Below are 26,964 nucleotides of genomic sequence, written 5' to 3'. Positions count from 1 at the left end.
CAAATCCTGAAAGCTAATTTCTTTATAAACGGTTTGAATCCCTCTCATCATATTCGATGTACGTTCCACCCTATTATGTCCTTCTAGCTGACTGCTAAGCCTTTTTCTTATTTCCATGATTAACTCCCCTACTGAAAATAGAATATATCGATAAGCAACTTGAGCAGTTATATCTTTCTCGCAAGAGCCGACAGGTTATCACTTAGCAATTTAAAAAGAAAGAGTAACATGATAATCCAAGTTCTAAGGATTAATGCTACTCTTTTTTAACGCTCTACGCTTATTTAACTTCAACGGGTTGCAAAGCCTCACTTGACTCTTTTTGTAGAGTCAACATGACGATAAGGGAAATGCAGTATAAGGCAGCTAAGTAGATCATTGCGACCGTCATATCATAACTTTGAAGAATATAGCCGACAAAGATTGGTGAAAATCCTCCAATTGCTCTACCGAAGTTAAAAATTGTGTTTGTCGCTGTACTTCGAATTTGCACAGGATAGAAGCTGCTAATTAAAGCTCCATACCCGGCAAACATGCCATTCGAGAAGAATCCGACAATCGCGCCACCGATTAAAATAGCGACACTTCCGGCAGCATAGGAGTATAAAAACACAGCACACGCAGAGGCAAGCAAGAAGATGCCAAAAGCACGCTTTGCACCAAATCGGTCCATAAACAGACCGAACGTTAGCATCCCAATAATCATGCCAACCGCTGTACTAATGGTCCAAAGAGCAGAGCTTGAAACGGATAAACCTTGCGATTTCTGCAGCATGGATGGCAGCCAAATCATTAAACCATTGTAGCCGGCAATTTGCACCGTTGCCATAATAATCAAGGAAATTGTCGTCATCGTTGTTCTAGGCGTTTCAAATAGCTGAGCCAGCTTGCCTTTTTCAGGTTGCCTGTTGATTTCTTTATTTTTCTGGGAAGCCAGCCATTCCGGAGACTCTTCAAGATTCTTTCGCACAATAAAGGCGAAAATGACAGGTACCACGCCAACAAAGAATAAAGCTCTCCATCCCAAGAACGGTAGAATAACAGCACTTAGTAACGCTGCTAAAATAACCCCGTACTGGGCGCCTGCACTAACATATGCGGAAGCTCTTCCTTGTTTATTCTTCGGCCAAGCCTCGGCAACGAGAGCCATGCCAATTCCATATTCTCCCCCTGCGCCAAGACCTGCGATAAATCTGAAAATATAAACTTGTTCAATATTCGTTGCTAATCCAGTTAAAGCCGTCCCAATTGCAAACAACAAGACGGTATACGTAAACACTTTTACCCGCCCATACTTATCAGCTAAAACCCCAAAAATAATACCGCCTAGCAGCATGCCAATATTCGTTATAGAAGAAATCAGTCCACCCGTTGCGAAATCAATGTTAAATTCCGAAATAATCATTGTCATCGCAAAGGAAATAAACATAATGTCCATTCCTTCCAACGTTAAACCAGCTACTGAAGCTGCCACTGTTTTCTTACGATAATCCATTCTAACGTTCCTCCAGTTTCTTGTTGATCTTTTAGTGTGTTTGAGGGAATGGATTACATAAGACTTTTCCATTCTCTTTTGAAGCCTCACGGGACTCCCTTTAAAAGAGGTACTAAAAATGCCCTTCTGGCACAAAGGGCAAAAGGGCATGCGAAAACATAGATATTATTAGCCTTAAAATATCACGTAGCCCTTTTCAGCCTCTCTGGACTGTATTAAAGGAAAATTTATTTCGTGATACATACTAGCAAAATAGAGCAGATAATGTCAACATCCATTAAATGTTAAAAGAAAAGGTTTATCTAATTAAAGTCGCTCCTCCCATATCCAAATTGGCTCCTGAAGAACGATGGATGTAAGATTACGGTTGATTCTTTTTGAATTCACCGTCATCTCGTTGCTAAGAACGATCACTGTTAATTCCTCGTCAATTAGCCGCGTAACATAATGACGGAAACCACTTGGATATCCTCCTGGATGCCCAACTGCCTTTTTCCCCATGACATCTTGCGTATACCATCCATATCCATATTGAGACGGAAACTTTTTAGCATGCGTCATACTCATCAGTTCTGATGTTTCTTTGCTTATCAATACATGATTACGCAGAGCTCTGTCAAACCGTTCTAAATCTTCAACTGTAGAAATGATATCCCCAGCTGCATACGCTGCAGAATTATGCATGAAGGGTCCGATTTTCCCCTCTACATGTCCTTCCGCTTTTGGTATACCAGCCGAAACCGTAAACATAGAATGAGACATGTTGCTTGGCTTAAAAATATGCTCTTCTATGTAATTTGCATATGACTGTCCGCTGACTTTTTCAACAATAAGTCCTAACATCACATAACCAGTATTACTATAACGAAAGCTTTTACCTGGGGTAAACTCTAATTCAGAATCGCTAACGATTTTTACAATATCATTTGGATTCCATTCTTGGCTGTAGTCAAATTTGAAATTCGCCTTTAGATAATCCGGAATTCCCGAGCTATGACTTAGCAGATGACTTATTGTAATAGACTCTCCATTCGGAAAGTCCGGAAAGTATTGCGAAATTGGATTATCTAAGTGTAGAAGTTCCTTTTCTACTAGTTGCATGACTGCTACTGCAGTGAATGTTTTCGATAATGAAGCAATCTGATAGAGCGTGCTTGGGCTATTTGGTAAATCAGTGGCTGCCAATCCATAACCTTTTTCAAATAAAATTTCACCTTCCTTTGCAATTAGGACGGTTCCTTGAAATTTTTCATTTGTCAAATATTGATCGATTTTATCAGAAACGCTTCCAGATAAATTACTATGGTTGTTACGTCCAAATAATGGCAAAGCCATTATAGAGACGATTACAATAACAAGAATAGTAATAGAGAAAATTTTTAAGAATTTTTTCATAGTTATACCTCTCAGTCTATGATCCTGAATCCGTGACATAATGATCAAAGCGAAGCGGATTACAGAAGTGGAAGTGCTTTTAAAAAGTAAAGTCTTACATGTAGCACGCGATCATTCCCATCAACCTGGTTTCCTAATTTCATTCTCCGAAGCGCTGTTTATATAACGTTTCTATTTTTTGCATGTAATCCCCCTCTTGCGTCCTATGCCTGAATATAATCGAAGATCATGGCCCAACCGTCCATAGGGCTGCCATATCCCCATAGGGGCCCCGTCATTTTTTCCAATTGATCGAGCTTTTCCTGATATTGCTTCACCATGGCTTGACGCTCTTCTTGCGTGTACGCATTCAAACGTTCGTCACTTACCTTAAGTCGCATATTATGCAGAAAGTTGATCATGTCACAATAAAGTGAACCATCTTCAAAGGTAATGAAATCAGGGAAAATGGCAATGACTTCGTCAAAAGCATGCTGCAAATGCTGCAAGCCAAATTTCGCCAACACCTCGGAAATATACGGCACGAGATGCGGCTGATAGGCAATGATACCGTCCCAGCCATCCGACTGCCAGTTGCCGATCATATTGATGGCGATGTGAAGTTGAAATAACTCCGGCGACACCTTCTCTTGAATGGCATCCAGTTCGCCGATCTCCCATATTTTATCGGACAATTCCGCTAAATCCATATCATCCGCAGGGATTTTTCTATCCCATATCTCATTCAATCCAATACTCATCGTAACACCTCTCCCGGAATCAGAATTCTGCTCGTAGCTGTAACGTCCCCAACATGTCGACATGGTGTGACTGCCGATCTGATCGTCATAATAGATCCGTCCCAAGCCGTTATGAATATAACGATTTTCATCTTCTCATCATATTTCGACATCAATCTAGTTAAATCATACCAAAAAGGGAATTGACCGTGTACGGATCACTTGTGCTCAATAGCAACCACATCCCGCATCACCTCGTCAAGGTTAATACAGCTTAGGTATACACAATCCGATAAAAAAGTCCAAGTATTATACACCTTGGACGAATGAAAAACATAATTTATTTAAGCGAACCTGTCACATTATTCTATACTTTTTAACGATTCAGTCATATTTATTTTGGTAACTTTACTCCTAAGCAGCAGGTTAGATAGAACGGTAAGGAAGAACGCAAGAATAATGGAAACCAACATGATAACCATGTTTAACTTATCTGGGATTTGTTGATGGGTACTAGACAGTGCCTTTACAATAATTGTATAAACATAGCCACTTATCGGTAAAGCTACAATGACCGCAAATGTGGTTAGTACGATGTTTTCAAAAAATATAAGTCTGTTTATTTTGTTTTTTTGGTAGCCTAATACCTTCAGTGTTGCAAGCTCACGATTCCTTTCATAAATGTTTATGGAAGATATCGTATATATGGCGCCAAAGGAGAGGATGACGGCACAAATGATAAACATGATAAAGACAAAACTGTTTTGTTTCAAAATATATTGAGCTGATTTCTTTAGATCATTCTTATCTGCAATGGTATCTACATGATGATCTTGTTCAAAGAAGTTACGAACGCTTGTCAGATCTGCAGAGCTATTTACTTCAACTAAAAGCGAGGTTGGACTGTAGTCTATGTCAAAGCTCTTTACATAATCGGGTGTGCTATAAAACGACGGATTCGAATACTGTGTAGATATATGTAAAACCTTCATATCTACAGCTTTATTTTTAAGCTCTGGTGCTGTGAACTTTAGTTGGATGATATCCCCTTCCACAATATGATATTTGTCAGCATAAGATTTGGGGACCAGCACACCACTATTTTCTAAAAATATTCGATTGTCATGTTCGTCAAAGAAATGAATGAGATTGTTTTCTTTTTCAGTAACAACTAAAGTGGCATTTTCTTTTTCATCATCCTTTATGAATTCAACAGGAAAAGTGGATAAAAAATAACTATTTTTAATACCGGAGGGCAGTTTTACCGCATCAGGTGATGTTCCCATCGTATAATCTACTCTTAAATCATACGTATATACATCTTCAATTTGGTTAGCTACTTTTAGCAAGGCCGTTTGAGTGCCAAAAGCAGTTATCAATAAAACAGTGCTGATAACAACACCAATTGAGCTCGCTAAAGCTTTAGGTTTATTTAAAAATATATTTCTCAAAATGAGCTTGTAACTGTAGGAAATATGACTCCAAATACCCGGAACTCTTTCAATTAATAGCTTTTTCATCTTCTTTGGCGGTTTCGGACGCATAGCCTGAGCGGCACGTTCATTTAATATGGTTCTGCCGCTTAAGTAACATGACAGAATTCCAAAAGCACTAGAGAAAATGATGGGGGGAATGACAGAAAATAATGAAAGTGAGAATGTAATGCCAGGCAGAGAGTAGGCCCTTGCAATCGACTCCGTTACTAATGGAATAAATACAACAGCGGCAATGGCACAACCTAGGATGGAACCGATTATACCTACGAGCACAGGGTATCCCATGTAATGAAGCATGATGTTTCTATTTTTTACACCCAAAGCCTTCATAATACCTACCTGATTTCTTTGCGAATCTATAATCCTCGACATGGTAAGAAATAGGATAAGCGCTTCAATCAAAAAGAGAACGAAAGGGATAACCTTACTCATCAATTTATTATTATGTATCGTTTGATTGATTTGAGAATAGTTGAAAGTCCGTTCTTTACTTACTTGATCCAAATAAGGAAGTTGTTTGGATTGTGCTTCAATGGATTGACCTAAGATCTCAATATTGTAACCTTCTTGAGCATCAATCATGATTTCATTGTAGTAAAAGCTGTCTGCGATTTCAGGTATTGTTTCTTCGGCAATATAAGCTATTCCGTAGGCTTTATGGTCTTGTGTTGCGTTTTTTTTGGCATATTCAACATTTTCGCTCAAGCCGCTAATTGTAAAATTAAAACTTCTTCCATTCGTACTTATACTGATTTTATCACCGACATGAAAATGATGTTCTTTTGCATAATGGGAATCTAATAAGATCTCGCCTTTTTTTGACGGGATACTGCCCTCAATTACAGCAGGCGTATTTATTTCATTGTTTACAGGGATCGAATGAATTTTTAATGAAGCTTTATCATCTTCAACGGCTTGCGTGGCATCAAAGGTATAACGTCCTTCTATTTTATTTATACCTTCCATTTCGCTTAAACCAGCCACATCATCTTTGGAAATTTGGCTGTAATATACATTCAAGTCGCTTAAATTATGTTCTTCAAAGTAAGCCTTCGTATAGGTGCTAAGATTGTCGCTCAAAGTGACTAGCCCCGCATAGAAAAAAGCTCCTACCGCGACAACCAAAACAAAGGCTAGAAACTGGCCTATAGATTGTTTGATATCCCTTACTAATTTCAAAATTAATTTCATAATTACCACTCAATCCCTTCAACACTTTGTTTCTCATCATTCATCGTAATGCTTTCTATCATTCCGCTTTTAACCTTGATAACTTTATCAGCCATAGGAGCGATTGCGGAATTATGGGTGACCACAACGACGCATTTTTTCGTTTCCCTGTTCAAATCTTGAAGAAGCTTTAAGACGGCCTTGCCTGTCACATAATCCAAAGCTCCGGTTGGTTCATCACACAGTAAAAGTAAAGGATTTTTGGCAACAGCTCTCGCGATAGCAACTCTTTGTTGTTCTCCTCCAGAGAGCTGGGAAGGGAAGTTTTTGATGCGATTCGTTAATCCAACTTTATGTAAAATATCTTTCGCATCCAGATGGTTTTTACATACTTCCGTGGCAAATTCAACATTTTCTAGCGCGTTTAAATTCGGAATTAAGTTATAGAATTGAAATACAAAGCCAACTTTCTCACCGCGATATTCTGTTAATTTTTTTTCGTTAAATCTTGTTATTTCTTGATCACCAACAAACACTTGACCTGAAGTAGCCGTATCCATACCGCCAAGTATATTCAAAATCGTACTTTTACCGGCACCGCTTGCACCCAAAATAACGACGAATTCTCCCTCTGATATGGAAAAATCAACACCATCAAGGGCCTTGATTGGCACTTCTCCTATTTTGTATTCTTTCGTTACTTTTTTGAATTCGATTAACTTTTTCACTTATTCCATCTCCTCGTTATTGTCATACGGTACAGGTAAGTAGTTCCGCCGTGCACCCAGTCTGAGATCAGCTAGTAATCGACCTCCTCGCACTCTACTTCCATAATATACCAAACCGAAAAAGTTGCATCCTGCATCCGATGTATTTTGTTATCGGTCTCCAGAAGGAGTTTGATCTCGCCGATTTGCTCGCAAAAAAACGGAGCAACCTCTAAATGGCTGCTCCGCTCGATTCATTAATTTAATTAACTGAAGCTTGCTTCAGAAAAAAAGAAATTGCACCCGTTTATTTAACAGTGAAAGGTAAATGTGGCTCTACGATTTCCTCACGAGCGACACACAGCACTCCACATGTGTTGTTTGGGACATGGGGACATACATCACTCCTCTCCGCTACTGTTAGCTTTTTTGGTTCTTGCCTTCCGCCTTTGCATTGCATAGCGCTCTTTAATCCCGTTTTGAATACAAATGTTAACTGATACGGCTCTACGCTCCCGTCTTCTTGCTCATCTCCCACTATAACCTTTTCAATGACACTTTCGAATACATTTCGATCAAATTCCGAAAGAACCGTATTGGATTGAAGCACATTACGAAAGTGCTGCACCCTCTTTTCAACATCAATTTCTTCTTGAGCCGCCGCCTCCAATTGCTCGCTTGCTTCAATTAATTCCGTTAACGTGGACTCCAGTTCATTATATTTTCGCTCATACGTGGAGCGATCAATTTTCTCGTCAAGATGAAGGTTAATCAGATTAGAACGCTTTTGTTCCATGGCTTGAATTTCGTGCTTCACTTTATTTAAATGTTTGGAATGGCTGTTTATCACCAAGCACGGACTCCATTCTTAACAACAGTTCATCTAATACGTCCTTATGATTGCCGCATACCCGATTATATGTTTCAACAAACGCCCCCTCAATTATGGTTTCCTCAATTCCCTTACAATGCGGGCAATACCTTTTTCCCTTTTTCGAAAAAGTGACACATTGCCAAATAACTTTTGCGTAAACCGTCCTGCTATTCCAACTTCTTCGGGAATAGTTTTTACCACAGAATCCACATTCCAGTTTGCAACTGAATGTAAACTTCCTGATGAATTTTTCGCGTTTACTGCCTTTTTCAAGTTTCCCACGCGGCTTTCCACGTCTGAACAAAATATCTTCCTCATTTACTGAAATTTTTTGGTAGTGGGGTCGTAGTCATACCCAAGGCAGCTTTGGAACCCTACGAGTTCACCGCGCTGCATTTTCATTTTCAAGCCCAGTTTAACAACTGATGAAATATTCTCAACCTCTTGCTGTACTACTGAACTGAGGATTGTAAGCAATAACTCCCCGTCCATCGTCAAAGTATTAATATTTTCTTTCTCAAAAAAAATGCCTTGGCCAGGCATCTGGATCGGATCAGCGATGCAAGAGTGCATGAACTGTATTCGACATTGGCGCTAGAAGCATGGCAGTACAACCCCGATACAGTGCTGGCCTTTCACAGCGATACAACCAGTAAATCGGTATACGGCGCTTACAAGGATGCTGAGGAAGGCGATTTACTCATTACGGAAGGTTACAGCTGCGACCGCCATGGAGATAAACAGTTTCAGTTTGGTCTTATCGTAGACGGACAAGGTCGTCCGGTCTATGGCGATGTCCATGATGGGAATAAAAGCGATAAATCCTGGAATCCCGAAGTGCTCCAGAAACTCGATGCCCAACGGCAAAGGGTGAATTTGCAAGGCTTTATCTACGTTGCCGATTCTGCAGCGATGACGCGCGAAACGTTGGATCAAGTCCGGCAGGCCAAAGCGTACCTGATTACGCGCGGCGGCAATAACTTGAAGATCGTGAAACAGGCGCTGGAGAAGCAGGTGAACCAAGAACGCGAATGCGTGATGGCAGCGATCGGGGCGCAAGCGAAGCGCGTGTTTCATTGCGAACACGACGCGCAGAGCGCGTTGAAACAATGGCTGATCGACCACCCGCTGACCTTTCATCAATTAGAAGGACGAATCGGGAGCTACGAAGACATCCTGCGTCCACAAGGTCGCCCGAAGAAAGGGGCAGTACCCGAAATCGTCACGCGCTACAAACTGGTGTTTGATCCGGTTCTGCCCAATGAAGAAGCGATTCAGGCCGCCCGCCGAAGGGCGTCCCGATTTGTGCTGGTGTCTACGGTACCTACGGAGTTTCAGGGGAGAGCGATGGATTCGGCGGCGCTATTACAAACGTACAAAGGACAAATTCGAGTCGAGTGCAACTTTTCGATTTTGAAGGATCCTTATTTTGTCGATGAAATCTACCTGAAGAAGCCACATCGAGTGGAAGTGCTTGGCTACTTATTTCTGATCGCACTGTTGGTCTACCATACCATTCAAGGCAAGGACGGAATCCTCTAATCGCTACCACCAAACGGAAACTGGTCCAGCCGACGACGCGGGAGATTTTTCGCCTGCTCGAATATGTGCAGGTCGTTGTATTTCGTATCCCCGATGGCAGCCGGTATCGTCAACTGGGTCAACCGCTGAAGTCGGAGCAGCGGCGATTGTTAGCCATGTTTGGCTGGATGAATCGATCTATGTAGGAGCGTGATCCGAACATAAGTCACTGGTTTTCGTACAGAATGGCCGTTTGTTCTCATTGATGATGGTTGAGCCAGTAAGTCCATGGTTGGTTTAGGCTGCTCATTCATTCCGGATTAAAAAAATAGCTGAAATGTTTTCCGTTTGCATCAGTAGGGTGCGAAACGTCAGATGACGGCAATAAACAGTTCCTCCGGACCATGGTGCTCCACTTCACCGATCATATTCATATCATTGGTCAGTCAGCCAACCAAATGCCCGGTTTCCGCATTGTCGAAATGAAGCTTTTGAATATGTAAAAACAACTTTCTCCGCATTTCCGGTTGAATATTGATGCAGTGCAAATAGCCCCAATAGTTGACGATATACATTAGAAACGTATTGGGCGCATATAAACCTCAATGGAAACCCAGATGATCAAGATCCCATTTAGCGTCGAGCAGCAGATCGTCTATAAACACATTCACGGCCACCGAGAACGCAAGTTCCAGCAATTTAGCAATAATGACACAGCCGAAGTCGAGTATTAAACAACCGTTCAATTATCACTGCCAGTTGTTATTCAGTATTAGTATCGGCAGTGTCAACTCCACGCTTAGGCTCTATTAACATGATGTGAGATTCCTTTTCAGCAAAAGGCTTATGTTCAAATCCTCCTGGGACAATAAAAAGCTCACCTTTTGAAACCTTCACCTGTCCATCACGAAAATCAATAAACATCTCCCCTTCAAGCACGATAAATACCTTATCATCACCTTCATGATTATGCCATTCAAAATCGCCAGCAATTTTAACAATCTTTAATTGATAGTCATTTATTTCACCAATAACTTTTGGGGACCAATAATCGTTCATTTTAGAAAACTCGTTTTTCAGTTGAATGGATTGGTAGTACATCTTAATTCCTCCTATTTTTGTCCTACTATACTGATACAGCAAATTGAATAGAGTTACTGTAAGGAATTTATTATATTCTGTAGTGCATATTCGGTGGCTAATGGACCGCCTGTAATAGCGGAAGTATCCATTAAATAGACATTGCCTTTCTTTACAGCGTTAAGACTATTCCAAACATTACTTTGTTCTAAGTTATTCATTAATGCTTTCTCTTTTGTAATTTCACCTATCAGAAAAATATGGTCTGCTTCGATAGTTGAAATCCCCTCAAACGTAGTAAATTCATTATTATTCCCTTTAAATGCAGCATCTGGTGTAAGCCCTAACCCTTTTTCTTGATCAAACGCCAATGTATAGACAGGGTTCCCTTCACCTAGAACATTGAAAGTTTTTCCATCCCAAGACACTATAAGTGCTACTGATTCTCCTTCAATCGACTTTAATGCTTCGCGCCCAGTTGTAATCTCGTTCATCATTTGATCAATTACTTTTTCCGCTTCATCTTCTTTGCCAATAATCTCGGCTACGGTACGAAGTCCATATTGCCAATCTTCATAGATGTCCTTGGTTTTTAGCGTAATGACGGGCGCAATTTTTTCTAGCGCCTCATATTGTTCCGCATGAATTTCTGTGGCAAGAATTAAATCGGGATCAATAGAAATAATACTTTCAATATTAGGAGACAATTTATCGCCCAATTCTTCAGTAGAATCCAACTTTCCTTTTAAATAGATTAAAGAAGAGAGATACTCTTTTTCAGTTGAAGCAGCGGGCGGTTCTTCTAGTGCAACTAATATTTCGGGATAAAAATACCAGAGTGCTGCTAAGTTTTTTGGCTTTTCCTTGATGACAATATTTTTCCCTAATCCATCCTTAAATGTTCTTGGCCAATCAGTTATATCATTATTAATTTCTGGCTTAGATTCTACGTTTGTAGCTGATCCTTTATTTCCTGTAGGGGTTTCATTACAACCTGCTAAAATACCTACAAATAATATTATTAAGAACAGCTGTACTTTACCTTTTTGCATCTATAATTCCTCCAATTTGCATCTATAATTCCTCCTATTACTATGTTTTCTTGACTCCCCCCCTTAGTGTAGTACATTCAGTTTCAGATATGGATGGATGCCCGTGAAATGAGCATGGATTATTGATGAACTCCTCCCGATATTTAGTAGGCGAAATACCAACTTGCTTCTTGAACACCCTACTAAAATAAAAGGGGTCTGGAATTCCAACAGCTTGTGCAATTTGTTGTACAGGCACATCACTTGTAACTAGCATTTTTTGCGCCATCTTTATTCGATAGTTCAGTACATATTCTGCTGGCCCCATACCTGCATGTCTTCTGAATACATAAGAAAGTCGATTTCTATTCATGTTATTTTGTTCTGTAAGCGAGGCTATTGTTATATTTTGATCATAATAATCATGAATATAACTAGCTATCCGTTCAAATACAGTTAGTGATTCATTGCTATTTTGCCTGTTAACTGCACATAATAAGGCTTCATTTAGCACTTCTCGAAACAACATTTCGGTCTGAAATAAAGAGAGGCCTACTCGCCTATTATACACATGCCAAAGTCGCATCAGTATTTCGACAAGGCGAGGAGACTGTCCTGTCAGCAATTCAAAATGTTGCTGAGAAAAACTAGCATTTTTTGAGTTGCTTATCTGATATAATACAAGTATATATTCCCAGTTTGTGTTACCATACATTTTTTGTACAAGTTTCATTTTTGCACCTCCATGCACAACTTTCCCTGGTGACAGAATATAAGGCGTACCATTAAATTGGAATTGTGTCTTTCCCATAAGTGGAAATACAAATCCGGGAAACGAATCTGTATATTCTGCATAGGGTATACCTGGATTTTGGGCATAACGAAATATTCCCTCAACTCGAAAAGGATTAGCTGCAAGAAACTCAGCCAACTGATTAACGTCTATTTTCACAAAGCATCCCCCTTCTCATTAATAGTTTTCTGTAATCCGATAGATTAATCTTTACACACCCTGTTCAACTTTAAACAGCAAGCCCTTTAAATCAACATTCACCCAATATTGTAAAATTTCCAATAATTACAAAAAAAACAAGATGCCCATTGATTGACATTAATCTGAAACGTAATCGACTGCACATAATGCTCATCCAAATACGGTTTAGCCGATATCACAGGGTCTGGATGTAGAAACGTTGCCTGCTCATCCTCCAAATCTTTATAAATTTCATACATGGATTGATAAAACATATTTTTCGTATGAAAATGATTCATCGCTGTGGTACGGCTCCAACTGCCCATCATCTGCCCGAACAAGTGGAGCAGCCCCACCGGATTGCTCGGCGCATACCCAAACTGCAGCACAAACGGGTTCACCTGCTCCAGCAATCGATGCAAGTCCTTCTTGAAGAAGGGCGGCGTCTCTGCCTTATACAGCACCATGTAGCTTCTGAGTACCACCTCTTCAGGCGTGATGCTAGCGTTGTTCCTTTTCCACCATGGAAAAGTCCAAACCGCTCCATGGAGAATATCGCTTCGTTCAATTGAACGTTAGCGATTCCCCCATAGGCATAGACCAGCATACTGCTGGGCATTTTATATTTTTTTCGAGCATTTCCGGTGTGAATATGTGTATGTTCTCTTCTCGCATTGTCCGCACTCCTTCGCCAAACCTCTTACTCTGTATGGTAATCTAAATATTTTTACCCTTCACCCGATTTTGCGTGATCCGATTTAAAATGCTATCCAACACCACCAGCATGCCAATCGGGAGTAATTGCTTGCCCAAGTCCAAAATATCGTAGCTGAGCAGGCGATTATCTACATTCACATTGGTCGGCTTGGCGAAGGTGTTTAGACTGCCCGACGTGAACAGTTCAATCGCCAATGCAATATCCTGTGCCTCCGGCTCTGCTTGCTTAAGCAATTCCGCATGGAAATCCCGCAGCGTTGGCGGCTCTCCTTTGTACTGATTTTGTAGGAAAGTACGATAGACGCTGGCTGTGCAACGATCAATCAATGACTTTTCTTTCGCCCCCAACGGATAGCCGCCCATCAACTGCTCACACAGCGACAGCACAAACTCCGATTTCAGAATGACCGGATTGGCTCCATCGCCATATTGCCGATTCATATCCATCGCATTAATATGATTGGATGAAGTGGCCGAGATATGAATCGTCTCGCCCCCAAGCGCCTTCACCAAAGCGGAGTACTCCCTTTCGGGATCAATCAGAATGACATCATCGTCGCTCGCCAATACCTGGTTGACGATTTCGCGATTCGCCGTAAAGCTTTTGCCAGAGCCGGGGACGCCCAGTATAAAGCTGTTTCCATTCAGCAATTGCTTACGGCTGACAAAAATCATGTTTTTGCTAATGACGTTCTGTCCTTGATAAACACCGCCGGGATGCATCACCTCCTGAGCGGGGAAAGGAATAAAAACGGCCGTGCTCTCGGTCGTCAGTGTTCGAAGCGCATGGACTTTGCGAAGCCCATAGGGCAGTACCGTATTCAGACCATCCATCTGCTGGAAGGTCAGCGGGGCAAGCTGGCACAGATGCTTGCGCGCTGTCGTCAGCAAAGCCTCCGTGTCCTGGTCAAGCTGCTCTTTGCTATCCGCTATCGGTGTTTGTCAAGATAGTTGTCGCGATTTCTCAAAAAATAGTATACTGTCAAGATTGCGATTTTTGTGCAGCCTGAATAGGCTTCGGAGGCGATGTATGTCCCTTCGTCGGCCAGCGCAGGCACGATCTGGCTTTGATGGCAGGCTCCTGTACTGCGGCTGTTGAAGAACTTCCAGCACCTGCTGCTCTTCCGCTTCACTTAGCTTGTTAGCAGGCACCCTCCGCTCTGCGTGAGGACGTCCGTCAATGGTGCCGCCTTGCTTGCGCCACCGTTGCAACGTTCGCTGTGTCAGTCCAAGCTCTCTGCAAGCAGCTGCTTCTCTAGCACCGGCATCAACGGCATCTTGAATCAGTGTAAAAGGCTGGAGTGAAAGATATATTCGTCTCTGATACACGCTTTACATTTGGATTTTCTTCAAGTTTTTTTGATCTCTGACTCGTTATACCGCATGCTCATACTCCGTTCTCTATAAATAAATTCAATTATAAACGCAAAAAACCCGAGAGAGGGCACTTTTTTTAAGTGTCCATCTCTCGGGTCACAGTTCAATGCTTTAAACGTAAAATACCTTCTACACTATTTTCATCGTACCCTGAAATATTCCAGAGACCTGAAATTTCCATACTATTCATTTTATATCCTCCAGAAAAACCGATTTACACCTACTAATATTATGAAATATATCCGCATATTTCATAATTTTTTCTCGAACATAACTGGTCAGAACTATCCCCGCTGTTCTTTTATTCATAAAACCCCAAACACTGAAACGATCGGGTTTCAACAGGCAGAAAAATACGGCTCAGCAAATCTGCTTTCCTACAAACGGCATCAGTACTCCAAATGCAAGATGAATTATTCATATCCTTTAATTGTAGAACAGGTAATGACGCATAAAGTGTGCAAAAGGCCCAAGCGATAACTTCACCTGAGGTTCAATCTTATAGGTAAATATGGCTCCAATAGTCTATTTCCTAACCAGCGACACACAGCACTCCACATGCGCCGTCTGCGGGAACATATCCACCGGCTGCACCTCAGCCACAGTATATCCGCCATCAGCAAGCACCCGCAAATCCCTCGCCAACGTAGACGGATTACAGGAGACGTACACGATTCGCTCGGGACGCATCGCCAGCATCGTGTCCAGCAGCGCGGGGTCGCAGCCCTTACGTGGCGGATCGACGACAATGACGTCTGGGGTCAGGCCGCGCTCCTTCCACTGCGGGATGACCTCTTCGGCCCCGCCGACGGCGAATTCCGCGTTCGTGATGCCGTTCAGCTCGGCATTGCGGCGCGCATCGGCTATCGCTTCCTCCACGATCTCGACGCCAAGCACCTGCTGCGCGCGCTGTGCCAGGAAGAGCGAGATTGTTCCGATGCCGCAATACGCATCGATGACCGTCTCCTGCCCGCTCAGGCCGGCGTACTCCACCGCCTTCTCGTACAGCACCTCCGTCTGCACCGGATTCACTTGGTAGAACGAGCGCGCGGAGATTTTGAATGCTATATCCCCGATATAATCCGTAATATACTCCGAACCCCATAGCACTCGGGTCTTGTCCCCCATAATCACGTTTGTGCGCTTCGTGTTGATGTTCTGACAGATGCTCTTCAACTGCGGCAGCGCTTCAACCAGATCGGCTACAATTTCCGCCTCATGCGGCAGCTTGTCTCCATTCGTCACGAGCGTAATCATCTGCTCGTCCGTGCGGAAGCCAACGCGCATAATCGCATGGCGGAGCAGGCCCGTATGCGTCTCCTCATTGTACGGCTCGATGCCGTACTTGCGGGCAATCCGCTTCACAGCGCGCATTGCCTCATCATTCCGCTCATGCTGGAGCAGGCTTACATCTGTGTCGATAATCCGGTGGCTCGCCTTCGCAAAATAGCCCCCAATCAGCTCGCCTGTCCGCGGATCGGCCCCGATAGGCATCTGGCTTTTGTTGCGGTAGCGCCAAGGATGCTCCATCCCGATGACCGGCAGCACCTTAATCGGCGGCTGCCCGTCTGCGCCCCCTGTCTCGGCTCCATGATCCACCTGGAACTTCCCGATCCGCTCCAGCACATCGACGACATGCTGCCGCTTCCAGCGCAGCTGCTCGCCATATTCCAGATGCTGCAGCTGGCAGCCGCCGTATGCCTTCGCCGGATGCTCCAGTTCCACCCGATGCGGACTGTCGATGAGCCGCTCCAATACTTTGGCATAGCCGTACTGCTTCTTCACCTTCAGCACGAGCGCCCGCACCTGCTCGCCCGGCAGCGCGCCGCTCACGAACAGCGTGAATCCGTCTACCCGGCCGACGCCTTCGCCGTCATGAGTGAGCCCGATAATATCGAGCACGACCTCGTCATTCTTGCTTACCGGAGCGGAAGACAATGCCTGTCCCGTCCGGCCACGCTTCTTGGCTGCGGCTCCCTCCGCCGCTCGCGCTCCGGCGGCTGCCCCCGTTCCCCGGCGTTTCCGGCGCTCCCCATTGCCTAGCTTCTTCCCTGTCACAACAACATCCTCCGCTCTCTCGATTGCTATTCCTCTATGTCAAGATGATGCTCTCCTTATGCCTTCCACCAGTCTAGACTGTTGCATGAACATACAGCCAGAACTTTCGGGCTAACAAGATGCACCGATTCTTTTCAATTTCCCATCAATAGCTGCAAAAATCCTGCAAAACTACAGCTTTCCCGCCAAGCCCTCTTCGCGTAAAAAAGAATCCTGCAAATATACATCAATTTCGCTTCATAACCACGCAGATTCCGATTTTCCCATCAAAAAACTGCATCCTGGCAGCAATTCTGCAAAATAGACAAGCAAAAGCATAAAATTACTGCATATTTGCAGCTTTCCTACAAATTACTGTAGTACTTCCCTGAAAATTACTGAAATAATTCCCTTCAAATTACTGTAGTACTTCCCGGCAAATTACTGTATTGCTTTCCTGTAAATTACTGGACTAGTTCCCTTCAAATTAGTGCAACAGCCTACCGTATCACACCAGATATCAATAGCCGCAACCTCTCCTAGCATGTCCCATCTTATCAAAAAAAGACCTGGCCTCCGCCTCACCGGCAGCAGGCCAAGCCCTCCAGCTTCCGTAACGCCATACACCGCAGCCAAGGCCGCAACGCATACGCCGCGTCCGAGTCCATAACACCCGCAACGCCATCGGCCCCAGCCAGGGAACAACGCCATAGCCCTACGCCGCAGCCGAGCCCGCAGCAAGGCCGAGTTGGCACACGCAACATGGGCAGCCTTCCCCCATAACCCGCCTGCGCCAACCGCAGACGAACACGGGAAGCCGTTCCTATCCTTGCTCTGGCTGCGCCTCCGGAACGTCGGCAAATATCCGCAAATGCGACGGCAGCACCTGGAACGTTCCCGGCAGCAGGCCGCCGTATTCGCCGTCCAGATTGAGCTGCACCGTATCCGGGGAGGTCACCGTCACCCGCTTCGATTGGACGTGGATAATGAGCGGATCGAGAATATGATCGCCCCGCAGCGCCATCCCCGCCACGCGGATGAACTCCGCCAGATTGCATTTCTTCAGCATGATCACATCGAACAGGCCGTCATCGATGCGCGCCCCCGGAGCCAGCTTCTCGAAGCCGCCGACCGAGTTCGTATTCGCAATCAGGAACAGCATGAACTCCTCATGGAACACGCCGTGGCCGTCCACCTCGATGCGCAGCTCCGTCGGCCGCAGGCTCGTCATCTTTTCCAGGCCCTTCATGTAATAAGCCAGCTGCCCGATCATCGTCTTCAGCTTGCTGGGCACCTCATAAGTCAGCTCGGTCAGCGACCCGCCGCCCGCGATATTGATGAAATACGTGTCATTCGCCTGCCCCAGATCGATGACTCGCGTCTTCTGCCGGGTAATAATCGAGCAGGCGTCCTCCCAATGGCGGGGGATGCCCAGCGCACGGGCGAAATCATTCGTCGTGCCGAGCGGAATAATGCCGAGCGGCGGCCGTGACGGCTTGCCGGCCATGCCGTTGATGACCTCGTTCAGCGTGCCGTCCCCGCCGGCGGCGATGATCATGTCATAGCCCCGGTCGATCGCATCCGCCGCGCTGGCCGTCGCATCGCCCGCGCCATCCGTCGCATGCGCCGTCGCCTCGATGCCGGCGGCATCCAGCCTATGCAGAATGTCCGCCAGCCGCTTCTTCCCTTCCTCCCGCCCGGAAGTCGGATTATAGATTAACCTTGCTTTTTTTATCATTCCTTAAGTCACCCGTTTGCATTCTATTCCCATTCCGGCGCCATGCCTGCTCCGCAGCTCCCTGATCCCGGGCACCTTCACAGATTGATTACTTACTTGATTATACTATGGAAAATCCAACATATCACTGTGAAATGCGCCGTCGAGCATCTTCCTGATCCTGCCCGAGCCCCGCGCTAGCGTCCGTCCTCGGCCTTCATCCCGGCCAGCAGGCGCTCTCCCTCCAGGGAGAGCCACTCCACCAAGGCCGGATGCGGCAGCAGCGCGCGCCCGTCATAGAGCGCCGGCACATCGCCCAGCCGCTCCGGAATGACGCGCGCCGTGAAATAGCCGGTGCTGAGGAACACCGGCACCACCGCCACGCGGCGCTCCCGGCGGCCGATTCCCGCCCGGGCCGCGGCCTCGGCAAGCGCGGCGCGCGCCGCCAGCGTGCGGTCGCCCGCCAGCAGGCCGGGGCCCGCATCGGCGGGCAGCACCGCCAGCGCCTGCTGCAGCCTGCGCGCGGCCTCGGCGATGTCCTCGCAGCAGAGCAGCGCGTGGGACGCCGCCGCGCAGGCGCCGCGCTGCACGAGCTGCCGCGCCAGGCGGCGCAGGCTCGCGTGCCAGCGGCCCGCGAACGGCTCGTGCCGGCTGCCGTGCGCCACGAGCAGCGCCGCGTCGCCCGCGCCGGCGCCGAGGCCGCGCAAGCGGTCCTCCGCCATGCGGAGGAGGACCGTGCCCGCCTCGGGCTCGCCTGCCGGGCCCGCATCGCCCGGCCCATCCCCGCCGCTCGTCGCGGCGAACAAGGCCGCCCCGTCCAGCGGGCGGCCGTAGCGCACCTGCGCCCGCAGGCGGTATGGCGCCAGCTTGGTGTCGGACAGCGGGGCCGAAGTGACGCCGAGCGCATAAGCGATCTCATCGACATGCGTGCTTCCGCCGGATATGAACAAAGGGATGACGCCAATGGCATCCACCCCTTGCGCCTCCAGTTCATCGATGCCGTCCTGAATCGTCCGTCCCGGCACGCAGTCCAAAAAAGAAGAAGCGATCGGCACCCCTTCCGGCCACGCCGCCTGCGCCATCGCTTCATCTACCAGTGTAACCCAAGAACCGTCGGGAGAACCGTGGCTAATCACCAACAGGCCCGAACGCATCACTTAGCGCCCCAGACGTTCCAGCGTCATTTTATAACCGTCATTGCCGTAATTCAAGCAACGCTTCACGCGGGAGATCGTCGCCGTACTTGCGCCCGTCTCCGCTTCAATCTGATTATAAGTGCAGCCCTTGCCCAACATCCGGGCGACCTCCAGCCGCTGGGATAAGGATTGGATTTCATTCACCGTGCACAGATCATCAAAGAAAATATAGCACTCTTCGAGCGATTCCAGCGTCAAAATCGCTTCAAACAGCTGGTCGATCGATTTATCATTCAATTTCTTCAATTGCAACCTTATCCACTCCTACTTCTTCGCATGTAATTTCATTGTACTGCCTTTACAACGCCTTTTCAAGCGTTACCGTGTTCGTGCTTTAATGAATAAAGGCATTCATAATAGCGCTTTCATGAAGGATTGGGCGTCCACCCACGGGCGATCGTCCACACGTGTTGTTCGCCTACCACATACTGTATAGTAACCTATCCCCAATTACAATCCAAAATATGACGATAGTGCAAAAAGTCATACGGCGATCTCCAGCCGTCTTTTGGAACACGCATGATGATTTTAATGAAAAAGGTCGTGATGAGATGAAAGTTCCTCACCGCAATGGGCGGCCTGGCATGCCGGATCCGGTGGAGCTGATGTCGGTGCCCCGCATGCACGGACCCCATGCGACGCATTCCACATCTCCCTTGGCCAGGGAGAGGGCAGCCCGGAATCAGGCCCGGGCACGCCCCGCCGGCAGCCGCATGAACACCCGCAGCCTCAACGGCCTGCCTCCCGGAATGCCTCAAGGATATCCCGAGTTGTCCGGGTATACGCCTTACCCGGAAGCCCCGATCGTCCCGTTCAATGCCGTGGCCGAGACGCCGATTGAGGTGGCCGCTCAGCCGGACAAAAAGCTGCTGGGCAACTTCTCCATGGGCGATCTCAAATCGATGATCGACAAGCTCGGAGGCATCGACGGCATCGTGGATACGATGGGCAAGGTGCAGAAGATCATGAGCAGCGTCCAGCAGATCATGCCGGTGGCCAAAATGTTCATGGGAACCCTTATGCCCGGCAAAGGAGGTGGCAAAAAGCTGAGCACCGCGGATGGCGGTGACGACGCCGCACCGCGCAGACGACGGAGATATTCGAGCGGCAGCCCGCGCTCGGGAAGCGGCAACCGCCGGAGATCGACGGCCCGCCGCACAGGCAGCGCCTCAAGGCGTAAAAGGTAGCCCCGCACCGCGAACGGCACTCGTCAAAACAGACAGGAAGCATAGCTCCAGGAACGCCAAAAAGCCGACTCCACCGAGCCGGCTTTTTCCCTTTTTAATAGAACAGAACGTCAATGATTTTGAGGATCAACATCGCTAATCCCCCGCAGATCGGAATCGTAATGAACCAGGTCACCACGATGCGTCCAGCCACGCCCCACTTGACCGCCGAGAACCGTTTCGCAGAGCCTACCCCCAGAATAGCGGAGGTAATCGCATGCGTAGTGCTGATTGGCAAATGCGTAAGCGTGGCGGACATGATGACGGAAGCAGCCGACAAATCGGCGGCAAAGCCGTTGATAGGCTCAATCTTGAATATCTTCGTGCCCATCGTCTTAATAATCTTCCAGCCCCCGATCGAGGTCCCGAGCGCCATCGCAGTGGCAGCCGCGAGCTTGACCCAGGTCTGAACCTCCATCTCCTGCTGCAGGCCGGCGGCGACCAGCGCGAACGTAATAATCCCCATCGCCTTCTGGGCATCGTTCGTGCCATGCGTGAACGATTGGAACGCGGCCGTAATGATCTGACAGGTACGGAAGCCTTTGTTCACGGTATGCGGACTGCGCCTGCCAAAAATCCATTTCAATATCGTCATGACGATGTAACCGACGACAAATGCGATAATCGGCGAGATGATAAGTCCGATGACAATGCTGTTGAAGCCGCTCAGATTGAGCTTGTCGGCCCCGGCTCCCGCGAATACCGCTCCGGCCAGCGCGCCGATGAGCGCGTGCGAGGACGAAGACGGAATTCCGAACCACCAGGTGACCAGGTTCCAGATAATCGCCGCGATAAGCGTGGCGGTAACAATCTCAAGCCCGTTGTCGAGCTGCGTCGGATCGGCGATGCTTCCCCCGATCGTCTTCGCGACGCCGGTGAAGGTCAACGCGCCGGCGAAGTTCATCACCGCAGCCATTAGAATAGCTACGCGCGGAGGCAAGGCCCGCGTCGAGACCGACGTGGCGATGGCGTTCGCCGTGTCGTGGAAGCCGTTGATGAAGTCAAACGCCAGGGCCAGGAAGATGACAATCCCGATGACCCAAAAATTAATATCCATTCCCATTTATTCACGATTGCACAGAGCCGGGCAGCCGGATGCGTCCGCGCAATCCCCAACCTCCTTCGTACCTTGGCTCACCTTTGTTACGACAGTTATCAGGAATTCCGCATGACGATCGATTCCAGCTGATTCGCTACATCCTCGCAGCTGTCGGTCGTCTGCTCCAACCGCTCATAAATGTCTTTGCGCTTGATCAGTTCTATTGGATCGGTCACATCCGCGAACAGAGCCCGGATGCCGCGGCGGTAAATATCGTCAGCCGCATTTTCCAGCTCGTTGACTCGAATATTGTGCTCGCGAATAGCCAGAAGTTTCTTTTGAGACAGCAAGCGGATGGCCTTTTGGATCTCGTAGGCGCTGCGCTTGATAACATCGGCGAACAATACGACGATCTCGTCCCGTTCAAGCAATTGGTACATGTCGAAACGCGAAGCGCTAGCCTCCATGCCGTCCAGAACATCATCCAGCGCCGTCGTCAGCGCCATGATGTCTTCCCGCTCAATCGGCGTAATGAACACCTTGTTGAGCTCCGTCAAAATGGTGTGGGTATAAACGTCGCATTTGCTTTCCAGTTCCTTCATTTCCTTCGTGAACGCTAAGACGTCCTGCAGATCTTCTACCCCTTGTGCGAACGTTTCCGCTGCCTGGACGAGCGTATCCGCCATATTTTGCAGCGTTTCGAAAAACACGTCCTTTTTCTTGAACATTCCGCGATCTCCTTTGCAATCAATATTGCGTATGTCTGGTACTGCAAACTTTTCAAGCCTTACATATCTTATCACATGACCCGGTGGTTTTGTAAAGAAAACGTAAATGGAAAGTGAGCATTTGTCGAATGTTGTAGCCTGAACCAGACTTATAAATCATGCTTTTTCGACAAGTTTCACAACTTTTCGAAAATCGCTTGAAAGAAGCGTTTTCATTGCAATTTTTTTCAAGATGGAACGATGTCCTTATCTCCACCAGCCCGCCGCGCTCGGCGCCGTCTCCCTATCGAGATACAGCTCCTCATTCACCGTTCGGGTATAGTTTCCGCTCTTTTCCTCATCGTCATACCGAAGCGTATCATCTTCTCAAGATTTGTATATAGATTATGCTTCGCATTGCGAAACGACTCCCGCCAAATGACCAGGTAGAGCATTCCGCCATAAAAAAACAGAGCAGCGCACCCCGCGCCTGCTCCGTCGTTCGAACCCGTATTCTTGCCTGCATTACTTCCTTAATCTTGCTGAAAAAAGGGACCTGCCGCCCCTGCCCCCTCGGCTCCTTGCCGTTAAATGCTCCAATTCGCCCATTCCTCCTGGCGCTGCTCCCACTGCTTCAGCCACTGCAGCGTGCAGTCGAACAGCTTCTCCCGGTGTTCCCCGCTCGAGTACGTATGATCCGCCTGGAAGACGATCTCCTTATCGCACTGACCGTCGCCCCGCATCCAAAATATTTTCTGATAGAGAAAGCTGTAATCAGCCGGAATGACATCATCGCTCGTCCCGTGAACAAGCAGCACGTCGCCGTTGAACTTCGGTGCCTCCTGGAACGGCTGATGCCTGCCGAGCGCATCGAAATACGTCTGGGTGAAGGAATAGCCCAAATAATCGGACTGCCCGCGCGTCACCGCTTCATCATACCGTTCCCGGCCGACGATGCGGACAATATCGTTGAACGGATAAGCGACGGGCGACCAGAGAATGAGCCGCTTGACCCGCACATCCCGGACCGCCGTCAGCAGTGCGACCGCGCCGCCGAGGCTATGCCCGATAACCGTCACCCGCTGCGGATCGACATTGCCGCACCCGAGCGCGTAATCGAGCACCGCCCCGGTCTGCTCGATCATATCGTCCAGCCCGAGCCGCCCATATTCCCCGGTGCTCTCCCCGCAGCCGGCGAAGTCGAAGCGCATGACGATATGGCCGATCCCCGCCAAGCGGCGCGCCGCATTGACGAACAAGCGGTCGACCCCGATTCGGCTCCCGACGAAGCCGTGACAAATAATCGTGACCGGCACGCGCTTCTCCTCGCACAATTCATAAGGCGCGCGCTCTCCCGGATAATGTATCGTAGCGGCCAACCTTTCGTCCCGCCACCGGATATCAACATGTCGTTCCATCGCTCTTCCTCACCTTTCCCGCCGCAATTGTTCTTGTTTTCCGGCATCTGCGCACCGCTCGGTTCCCGGTCCTCTCCCAGTCATCCCGAATGTCCAACCCGAAGCGCAGTTTATATCTTATAATTCCGATTAATTTACTATGTTATTGAACATAGTGTACTCCTGCTTCGTCCCGGTGTCAACCCTGTTACGGTTAAGATTTCTTCCTCCAATTCGACCGCCAGCACGACAAAGCCGCAGCCTCCGCTTGCGCGGCGCTGCGGCCTTCCCCGGCTGCCCTGCCAAGGCAGAGCCGCCTATTCATCAATCGTACAGCCCGTAAGAACGCTGCACCATCTGGTGCGTCTCCAACGCACCGTCTGACATGCCTGCATGCAGATGGTCACTGATGGCATCGGGATCGCCCTCGAATGAAGCATCGGTTTCCTCCGCTCGGTGCATCGCTTCCATGGCAGAGGCTTCCTCCTGTCCCCGGGTATGCTCCTGGGATAAATACAACTGGGTCAGCGCGTGACCCAGCGGATACGGATCCTTCACCAGTCGTTCCTCCTGTCGTACGCAGCTTACGACCTTAGTATGAGGATCCGAACCTAAATTATTCTCCCTGCTTCACGTCCCTATCGGTCAAAATGCCGTGGCACAGCATCGTCATCAATTGCTCCGCCAGCGTGCGCAGGCCGAAGCCCCCCTCCAGCCTCCCGGGCTGCGACATGAATTCCTTCATCGACATCATATAGAGCACCATCAGATGGGGCGACAGATCTTTGCGGACCTGCCCCGCCTGCTGGCCGCGGAATAAGGCTTCCTCGAATGCGGGAATGACCCGGTTCTCCTGATAGGACATCAATTTCGCGAAGATGGCCGGATAATACTGGACCAGATCGGACATGAACGAGGGCGAGATGTGATCGAAATCCCGATAATTCATTAGCCGCTCGAACAGATCGCGGATGTCCTTTGCCTCGTTCATAACTGTCTGCATAAGCTGGAACGATTCCTCCATCAAGCGATCGATTATGGCCTCCAGCAGCCCTTCCTTGCTTTGAAAATATTTATAGATCGTCATCTTCGCCACCGGTACGGCTTCGGCGATCTGTTCCATGCTCGTCTCTTGAATGCCGCGTTCAAAAAACAAGCGCTGCCCGGCCTCCAGAATCGCTTCTGCTTTCCGCTTCGCCATCGCCCAAATCTCCCCCTTCGCTGCCACCTGCAACACTCGACTTCGAGGGGGCGTCCGGCTACAGATCTCTCCGGGACAGCCGCCATCGGCCGCCTGCCAGGCCCCCTGCGTATAGCACTATCGTAATGAATACCGCAGGCCATGGCAAGCTTCCGTCCTGGAACAGGTCTTGGCCGCTGAAGGCGGTGAACAGGCTGAGCCGGGACAGCCAGGACAGCGATTCATGCATGCCGGCAAGCATATGGAAGAGGAAGGATAACATCACAATGCCGATGCTGACCGCCATCCCCGCCCGTTCAGAAGAGACGAAGACCGACAAGGCATAACCGATGCCTGCAAAAGCCAACGCCGTCAGCACGCTGGCCGCCGTATACACGAACAGAATCCCCGGATCGCTTACCGTGCTGAACAGGCTGCCGAACAATAGCGTCACCCCATAGCTCAGCACCGCGATGAGCAGCACCCCCGAGAGATGAGCCGCCGCCTTGCCCAGGAAGATGCGGCCGCGGGACAACGGCAGCGTGTACATGAAGTCGGCCGTCCCCGCATCCCGCTCCCGCACCCCGGCCGAGGCGGCCCAGATCGAAGCGAACGCCCCCAGCAGGAGCATATAGAAGACGAGCGGCTCGCTCCCCATCCAGCCTTCGAAGCTCGTCATCAATTCGGCATGCAGGCCGAAGCCCTCCAGCAGAGCCGGCGGCAGCTGCTCCAGCAGCTTCAGCATATCCTCATTGCTCATATACAGATCGCCGAACCCGGCGAACATCATCTGGAACAGCACGATAATCAGCGCCCAGATGAGGAAGCTTCTCCGGTTCGTGCGCCATTCATATCGGAACAGCTCGCGCATGATTATTCACGCTCCTTTCCATCGGCCGCGAGCTTCGGTTCCGTTGCGGCCGGCCCTTCGTATTCCGCCATGAACAACTGCTCCAGCGTCGGCTGATCGATGCGGATATCATCGATATCGTAAGCGGACAGCTGCCGCAAAGCCCCCTGCAGCGGCCGGCGCAGCGTAAGGCGGTGCTCGGTTCCGTCGAAGGAGGCTCCGGGATCGAGCGCGGTCAGATGATACGCTTCGATCTGATTGCCCGGCTGCCGGAAGCGGATATGAGCGATTCGCTCATCCTTGCCCGGAATCCGGTCCACCTCGCTCACGCGCAGAATGCGGCCGTCGCGGATGAAGGCGACACGGGAGCACAGCTTCTCCACCTCGCTCAGCACATGCGTCGAGAAGAACACCGTCGCCCCCTGCTCATTATGCTCCCGCAGCATCTCGAAAAACGTATGCTGCATAAGCGGATCAAGGCCTGATGTCGGTTCATCCATGACGATCAGCTCCGGCCGGTGGAGCAGACATTGCACAATCCCCAGCTTCTTGCGGTTGCCCAGCGAATACGACTTCACCCGCTTGCGCACATCCAGCCCGAGCCGCTCGGCATCGGCCAGCGCCGGCGTCTCCTTCAACCGCTTGTCATGCACGCGTGCCGAGAAATCCAGCACCTCCAGCCCCGTCAGATCTTCGTGAAAATGCACCTCCGAAGGCAAATAGCCCATCCGTCGGCGCAGATCGGGCCGATCACGCTCCACCCGCTGCCCGAACAGCTCGATCGTGCCGGAGGTCGGATGAATCAACTGCATCAAGGTGCGAAGCGTTGTAGACTTTCCGGCTCCATTCGGTCCAATAAATCCGAACATCTCTCCCTGCTTCACCGTCAGATGAAGCTGTTCAATCCCGCGCTGTTTCCCGTATCTCTTCGTCAACTCGGCGAAATGAACGACATCCATCTCATCACGCTCCATTTATACTGAAATCAAATTACAAGTACACTATATGCCCGTAATCCAGAATTAACAAGCCCGTTTTGTACCCCGAAAACAGGAGAAGT

General features: G+C 48.5%; 24 protein-coding genes and 1 pseudogene. 2 read left to right on the top strand and 23 right to left on the bottom strand.

Annotated elements, in window-relative coordinates:
• Positions 1-280: 280 nt before the first annotated feature.
• The 7 genes from NNL35_RS07060 to NNL35_RS30620 form a co-directional block, all read right to left on the bottom strand.
• Positions 281-1,495: an MFS transporter gene (locus NNL35_RS07060; RefSeq protein WP_006679201.1), complete on the bottom strand. Its 1,215-nt coding sequence runs from the start codon at positions 1,493-1,495 to the stop codon at positions 281-283.
• A gap of 306 nt (positions 1,496-1,801) precedes the next feature.
• Complete coding sequence (locus NNL35_RS07055; RefSeq protein ID WP_006679200.1) at positions 1,802-2,890, bottom strand: serine hydrolase domain-containing protein; 1,089 nt, start codon at positions 2,888-2,890, stop codon at positions 1,802-1,804.
• 203 nt (positions 2,891-3,093) lie between these two features.
• Positions 3,094-3,630 carry a hypothetical protein gene (locus tag NNL35_RS07050; protein ID WP_006679199.1) on the bottom strand — a complete coding sequence of 179 codons (537 nt, stop codon included), beginning with the start codon at positions 3,628-3,630 and terminating at the stop codon, positions 3,094-3,096.
• Between the two features lie 341 nt (positions 3,631-3,971).
• Positions 3,972-6,296, bottom strand: coding sequence for an ABC transporter permease (locus tag NNL35_RS07045; protein WP_006679198.1), 2,325 nt, complete (start codon positions 6,294-6,296; stop codon positions 3,972-3,974).
• Positions 6,297-6,298: 2 nt separating this feature from the next.
• Positions 6,299-7,003, bottom strand: a complete 705-nt coding sequence (locus tag NNL35_RS07040; protein ID WP_006679197.1) for an ABC transporter ATP-binding protein — start codon at positions 7,001-7,003, stop codon at positions 6,299-6,301.
• A 286-nt stretch (positions 7,004-7,289) separates the two neighbouring features.
• Complete coding sequence (locus NNL35_RS07035) at positions 7,290-7,832, bottom strand: hypothetical protein (RefSeq protein ID WP_050979484.1); 543 nt, start codon at positions 7,830-7,832, stop codon at positions 7,290-7,292.
• The gene (locus NNL35_RS30620; RefSeq protein WP_202947086.1) at positions 7,801-8,160 is read right to left on the bottom strand and encodes a recombinase zinc ribbon domain-containing protein; all 360 of its coding nucleotides are present in this window, start codon (positions 8,158-8,160) and stop codon (positions 7,801-7,803) included. Before NNL35_RS30620 ends, NNL35_RS07035 begins: the two co-directional genes overlap by 32 nt.
• A gap of 224 nt (positions 8,161-8,384) precedes the next feature.
• On the opposite strand from NNL35_RS30620, the pseudogene NNL35_RS07025 reads away from it, so the two are divergent.
• A pseudogene (locus NNL35_RS07025) lies at positions 8,385-9,591 on the top strand (IS1634 family transposase); the annotation flags it as partial.
• A gap of 548 nt (positions 9,592-10,139) precedes the next feature.
• On the opposite strand, the gene NNL35_RS07020 reads toward NNL35_RS07025, so the two are convergent.
• From NNL35_RS07020 to NNL35_RS06980, 9 genes are all read right to left on the bottom strand, one after another.
• Positions 10,140-10,478 carry a cupin domain-containing protein gene (locus NNL35_RS07020; protein WP_006679195.1) on the bottom strand — a complete coding sequence of 113 codons (339 nt, stop codon included), beginning with the start codon at positions 10,476-10,478 and terminating at the stop codon, positions 10,140-10,142.
• Between the two features lie 53 nt (positions 10,479-10,531).
• Positions 10,532-11,509, bottom strand: a complete 978-nt coding sequence (locus tag NNL35_RS07015) for an ABC transporter substrate-binding protein (protein WP_006679194.1) — start codon at positions 11,507-11,509, stop codon at positions 10,532-10,534.
• A gap of 40 nt (positions 11,510-11,549) precedes the next feature.
• A complete protein-coding gene (locus tag NNL35_RS07010) occupies positions 11,550-12,440 on the bottom strand; it encodes a helix-turn-helix domain-containing protein (RefSeq protein WP_006679193.1) in 891 nt (296 codons plus the stop codon).
• 98 nt (positions 12,441-12,538) lie between these two features.
• A complete protein-coding gene (locus NNL35_RS07005; RefSeq protein ID WP_254553048.1) occupies positions 12,539-12,946 on the bottom strand; it encodes a hypothetical protein in 408 nt (135 codons plus the stop codon).
• 232 nt (positions 12,947-13,178) lie between these two features.
• A complete protein-coding gene (locus tag NNL35_RS07000; RefSeq protein ID WP_476638821.1) occupies positions 13,179-14,111 on the bottom strand; it encodes a VirB4-like conjugal transfer ATPase, CD1110 family in 933 nt (310 codons plus the stop codon).
• 969 nt (positions 14,112-15,080) lie between these two features.
• Positions 15,081-16,613, bottom strand: coding sequence for a 23S rRNA (uracil(1939)-C(5))-methyltransferase RlmD (gene rlmD, locus NNL35_RS06995; protein WP_006679190.1), 1,533 nt, complete (start codon positions 16,611-16,613; stop codon positions 15,081-15,083).
• Positions 16,614-17,415: 802 nt separating this feature from the next.
• Positions 17,416-18,330, bottom strand: a complete 915-nt coding sequence (locus NNL35_RS06990) for a diacylglycerol kinase (protein WP_006679189.1) — start codon at positions 18,328-18,330, stop codon at positions 17,416-17,418.
• Between the two features lie 176 nt (positions 18,331-18,506).
• Entirely contained in the window at positions 18,507-19,463 is a 957-nt protein-coding gene (locus NNL35_RS06985; RefSeq protein WP_276540122.1) for a sirohydrochlorin chelatase, read from the bottom strand.
• 3 nt (positions 19,464-19,466) lie between these two features.
• The gene (locus NNL35_RS06980) at positions 19,467-19,757 is read right to left on the bottom strand and encodes a YerC/YecD family TrpR-related protein (RefSeq protein ID WP_006678246.1); all 291 of its coding nucleotides are present in this window, start codon (positions 19,755-19,757) and stop codon (positions 19,467-19,469) included.
• Positions 19,758-20,056: 299 nt separating this feature from the next.
• On the opposite strand from NNL35_RS06980, the gene NNL35_RS06975 reads away from it, so the two are divergent.
• Positions 20,057-20,692 (top strand): hypothetical protein, encoded by a 636-nt coding sequence (locus NNL35_RS06975; RefSeq protein ID WP_006678245.1) that lies wholly within the window; start codon positions 20,057-20,059, stop codon positions 20,690-20,692.
• A 94-nt stretch (positions 20,693-20,786) separates the two neighbouring features.
• On the opposite strand, the gene NNL35_RS06970 is transcribed toward NNL35_RS06975, so the two are convergent.
• From NNL35_RS06970 to NNL35_RS06940, 7 genes are all read right to left on the bottom strand, one after another.
• Complete coding sequence (locus NNL35_RS06970) at positions 20,787-21,788, bottom strand: inorganic phosphate transporter (protein WP_006678244.1); 1,002 nt, start codon at positions 21,786-21,788, stop codon at positions 20,787-20,789.
• 98 nt (positions 21,789-21,886) lie between these two features.
• Entirely contained in the window at positions 21,887-22,498 is a 612-nt protein-coding gene (locus NNL35_RS06965) for a DUF47 domain-containing protein (protein WP_006678243.1), read from the bottom strand.
• A 566-nt stretch (positions 22,499-23,064) separates the two neighbouring features.
• Positions 23,065-23,895: an alpha/beta hydrolase gene (locus NNL35_RS06960; RefSeq protein ID WP_006678242.1), complete on the bottom strand. Its 831-nt coding sequence runs from the start codon at positions 23,893-23,895 to the stop codon at positions 23,065-23,067.
• Between the two features lie 303 nt (positions 23,896-24,198).
• Positions 24,199-24,432, bottom strand: coding sequence for a hypothetical protein (locus NNL35_RS06955; RefSeq protein WP_006678241.1), 234 nt, complete (start codon positions 24,430-24,432; stop codon positions 24,199-24,201).
• 58 nt (positions 24,433-24,490) lie between these two features.
• Positions 24,491-25,075, bottom strand: a complete 585-nt coding sequence (locus NNL35_RS06950; RefSeq protein WP_006678239.1) for a TetR/AcrR family transcriptional regulator — start codon at positions 25,073-25,075, stop codon at positions 24,491-24,493.
• A gap of 58 nt (positions 25,076-25,133) precedes the next feature.
• The gene (locus NNL35_RS06945; RefSeq protein WP_006678238.1) at positions 25,134-25,925 is read right to left on the bottom strand and encodes an ABC transporter permease subunit; all 792 of its coding nucleotides are present in this window, start codon (positions 25,923-25,925) and stop codon (positions 25,134-25,136) included.
• Positions 25,926-25,927: 2 nt separating this feature from the next.
• Entirely contained in the window at positions 25,928-26,878 is a 951-nt protein-coding gene (locus NNL35_RS06940) for an ABC transporter ATP-binding protein (protein WP_254553044.1), read from the bottom strand.
• Positions 26,879-26,964 lie beyond the last annotated feature (86 nt).

Source organism: Paenibacillus dendritiformis, assembly GCF_945605565.1.
Lineage (GTDB): Bacteria > Bacillota > Bacilli > Paenibacillales > Paenibacillaceae > Paenibacillus_B > Paenibacillus_B dendritiformis_A.
The sequence above is the reverse complement of the archived record's forward strand: the minus strand, read 5'-3'. Positions and strand labels throughout refer to the sequence as shown.

Bases quoted from the DNA above. Each gene is read 5' to 3' on its own strand.
- NNL35_RS06945 (WP_006678238.1), bottom strand. From the start codon at position 25,925: ATGCGCGAGCTGTTCCGATATGAATGGCGCACGAACCGGAGAAGCTTC.
- NNL35_RS07045 (WP_006679198.1), bottom strand. From the start codon at position 6,296: ATGAAATTAATTTTGAAATTAGTAAGGGATATCAAACAATCTATAGGC.
- NNL35_RS06960 (WP_006678242.1), bottom strand. From the start codon at position 23,895: ATGGAACGACATGTTGATATCCGGTGGCGGGACGAAAGGTTGGCCGCT.
- NNL35_RS07060 (WP_006679201.1), bottom strand. From the start codon at position 1,495: ATGGATTATCGTAAGAAAACAGTGGCAGCTTCAGTAGCTGGTTTAACG.
- NNL35_RS06965 (WP_006678243.1), bottom strand. From the start codon at position 22,498: ATGTTCAAGAAAAAGGACGTGTTTTTCGAAACGCTGCAAAATATGGCG.
- NNL35_RS07050 (WP_006679199.1), bottom strand. From the start codon at position 3,630: ATGAGTATTGGATTGAATGAGATATGGGATAGAAAAATCCCTGCGGAT.
- NNL35_RS06950 (WP_006678239.1), bottom strand. From the start codon at position 25,075: ATGGCGAAGCGGAAAGCAGAAGCGATTCTGGAGGCCGGGCAGCGCTTG.
- NNL35_RS06940 (WP_254553044.1), bottom strand. From the start codon at position 26,878: ATGGAGCGTGATGAGATGGATGTCGTTCATTTCGCCGAGTTGACGAAG.
- NNL35_RS06990 (WP_006679189.1), bottom strand. From the start codon at position 18,330: ATGATAAAAAAAGCAAGGTTAATCTATAATCCGACTTCCGGGCGGGAG.
- NNL35_RS06985 (WP_276540122.1), bottom strand. From the start codon at position 19,463: ATGCGTTCGGGCCTGTTGGTGATTAGCCACGGTTCTCCCGACGGTTCT.
- NNL35_RS06975 (WP_006678245.1), top strand. From the start codon at position 20,057: ATGAAAGTTCCTCACCGCAATGGGCGGCCTGGCATGCCGGATCCGGTG.
- NNL35_RS07020 (WP_006679195.1), bottom strand. From the start codon at position 10,478: ATGTACTACCAATCCATTCAACTGAAAAACGAGTTTTCTAAAATGAAC.
- NNL35_RS07055 (WP_006679200.1), bottom strand. From the start codon at position 2,890: ATGAAAAAATTCTTAAAAATTTTCTCTATTACTATTCTTGTTATTGTA.
- NNL35_RS06970 (WP_006678244.1), bottom strand. From the start codon at position 21,788: ATGGATATTAATTTTTGGGTCATCGGGATTGTCATCTTCCTGGCCCTG.
- NNL35_RS07015 (WP_006679194.1), bottom strand. From the start codon at position 11,509: ATGCAAAAAGGTAAAGTACAGCTGTTCTTAATAATATTATTTGTAGGT.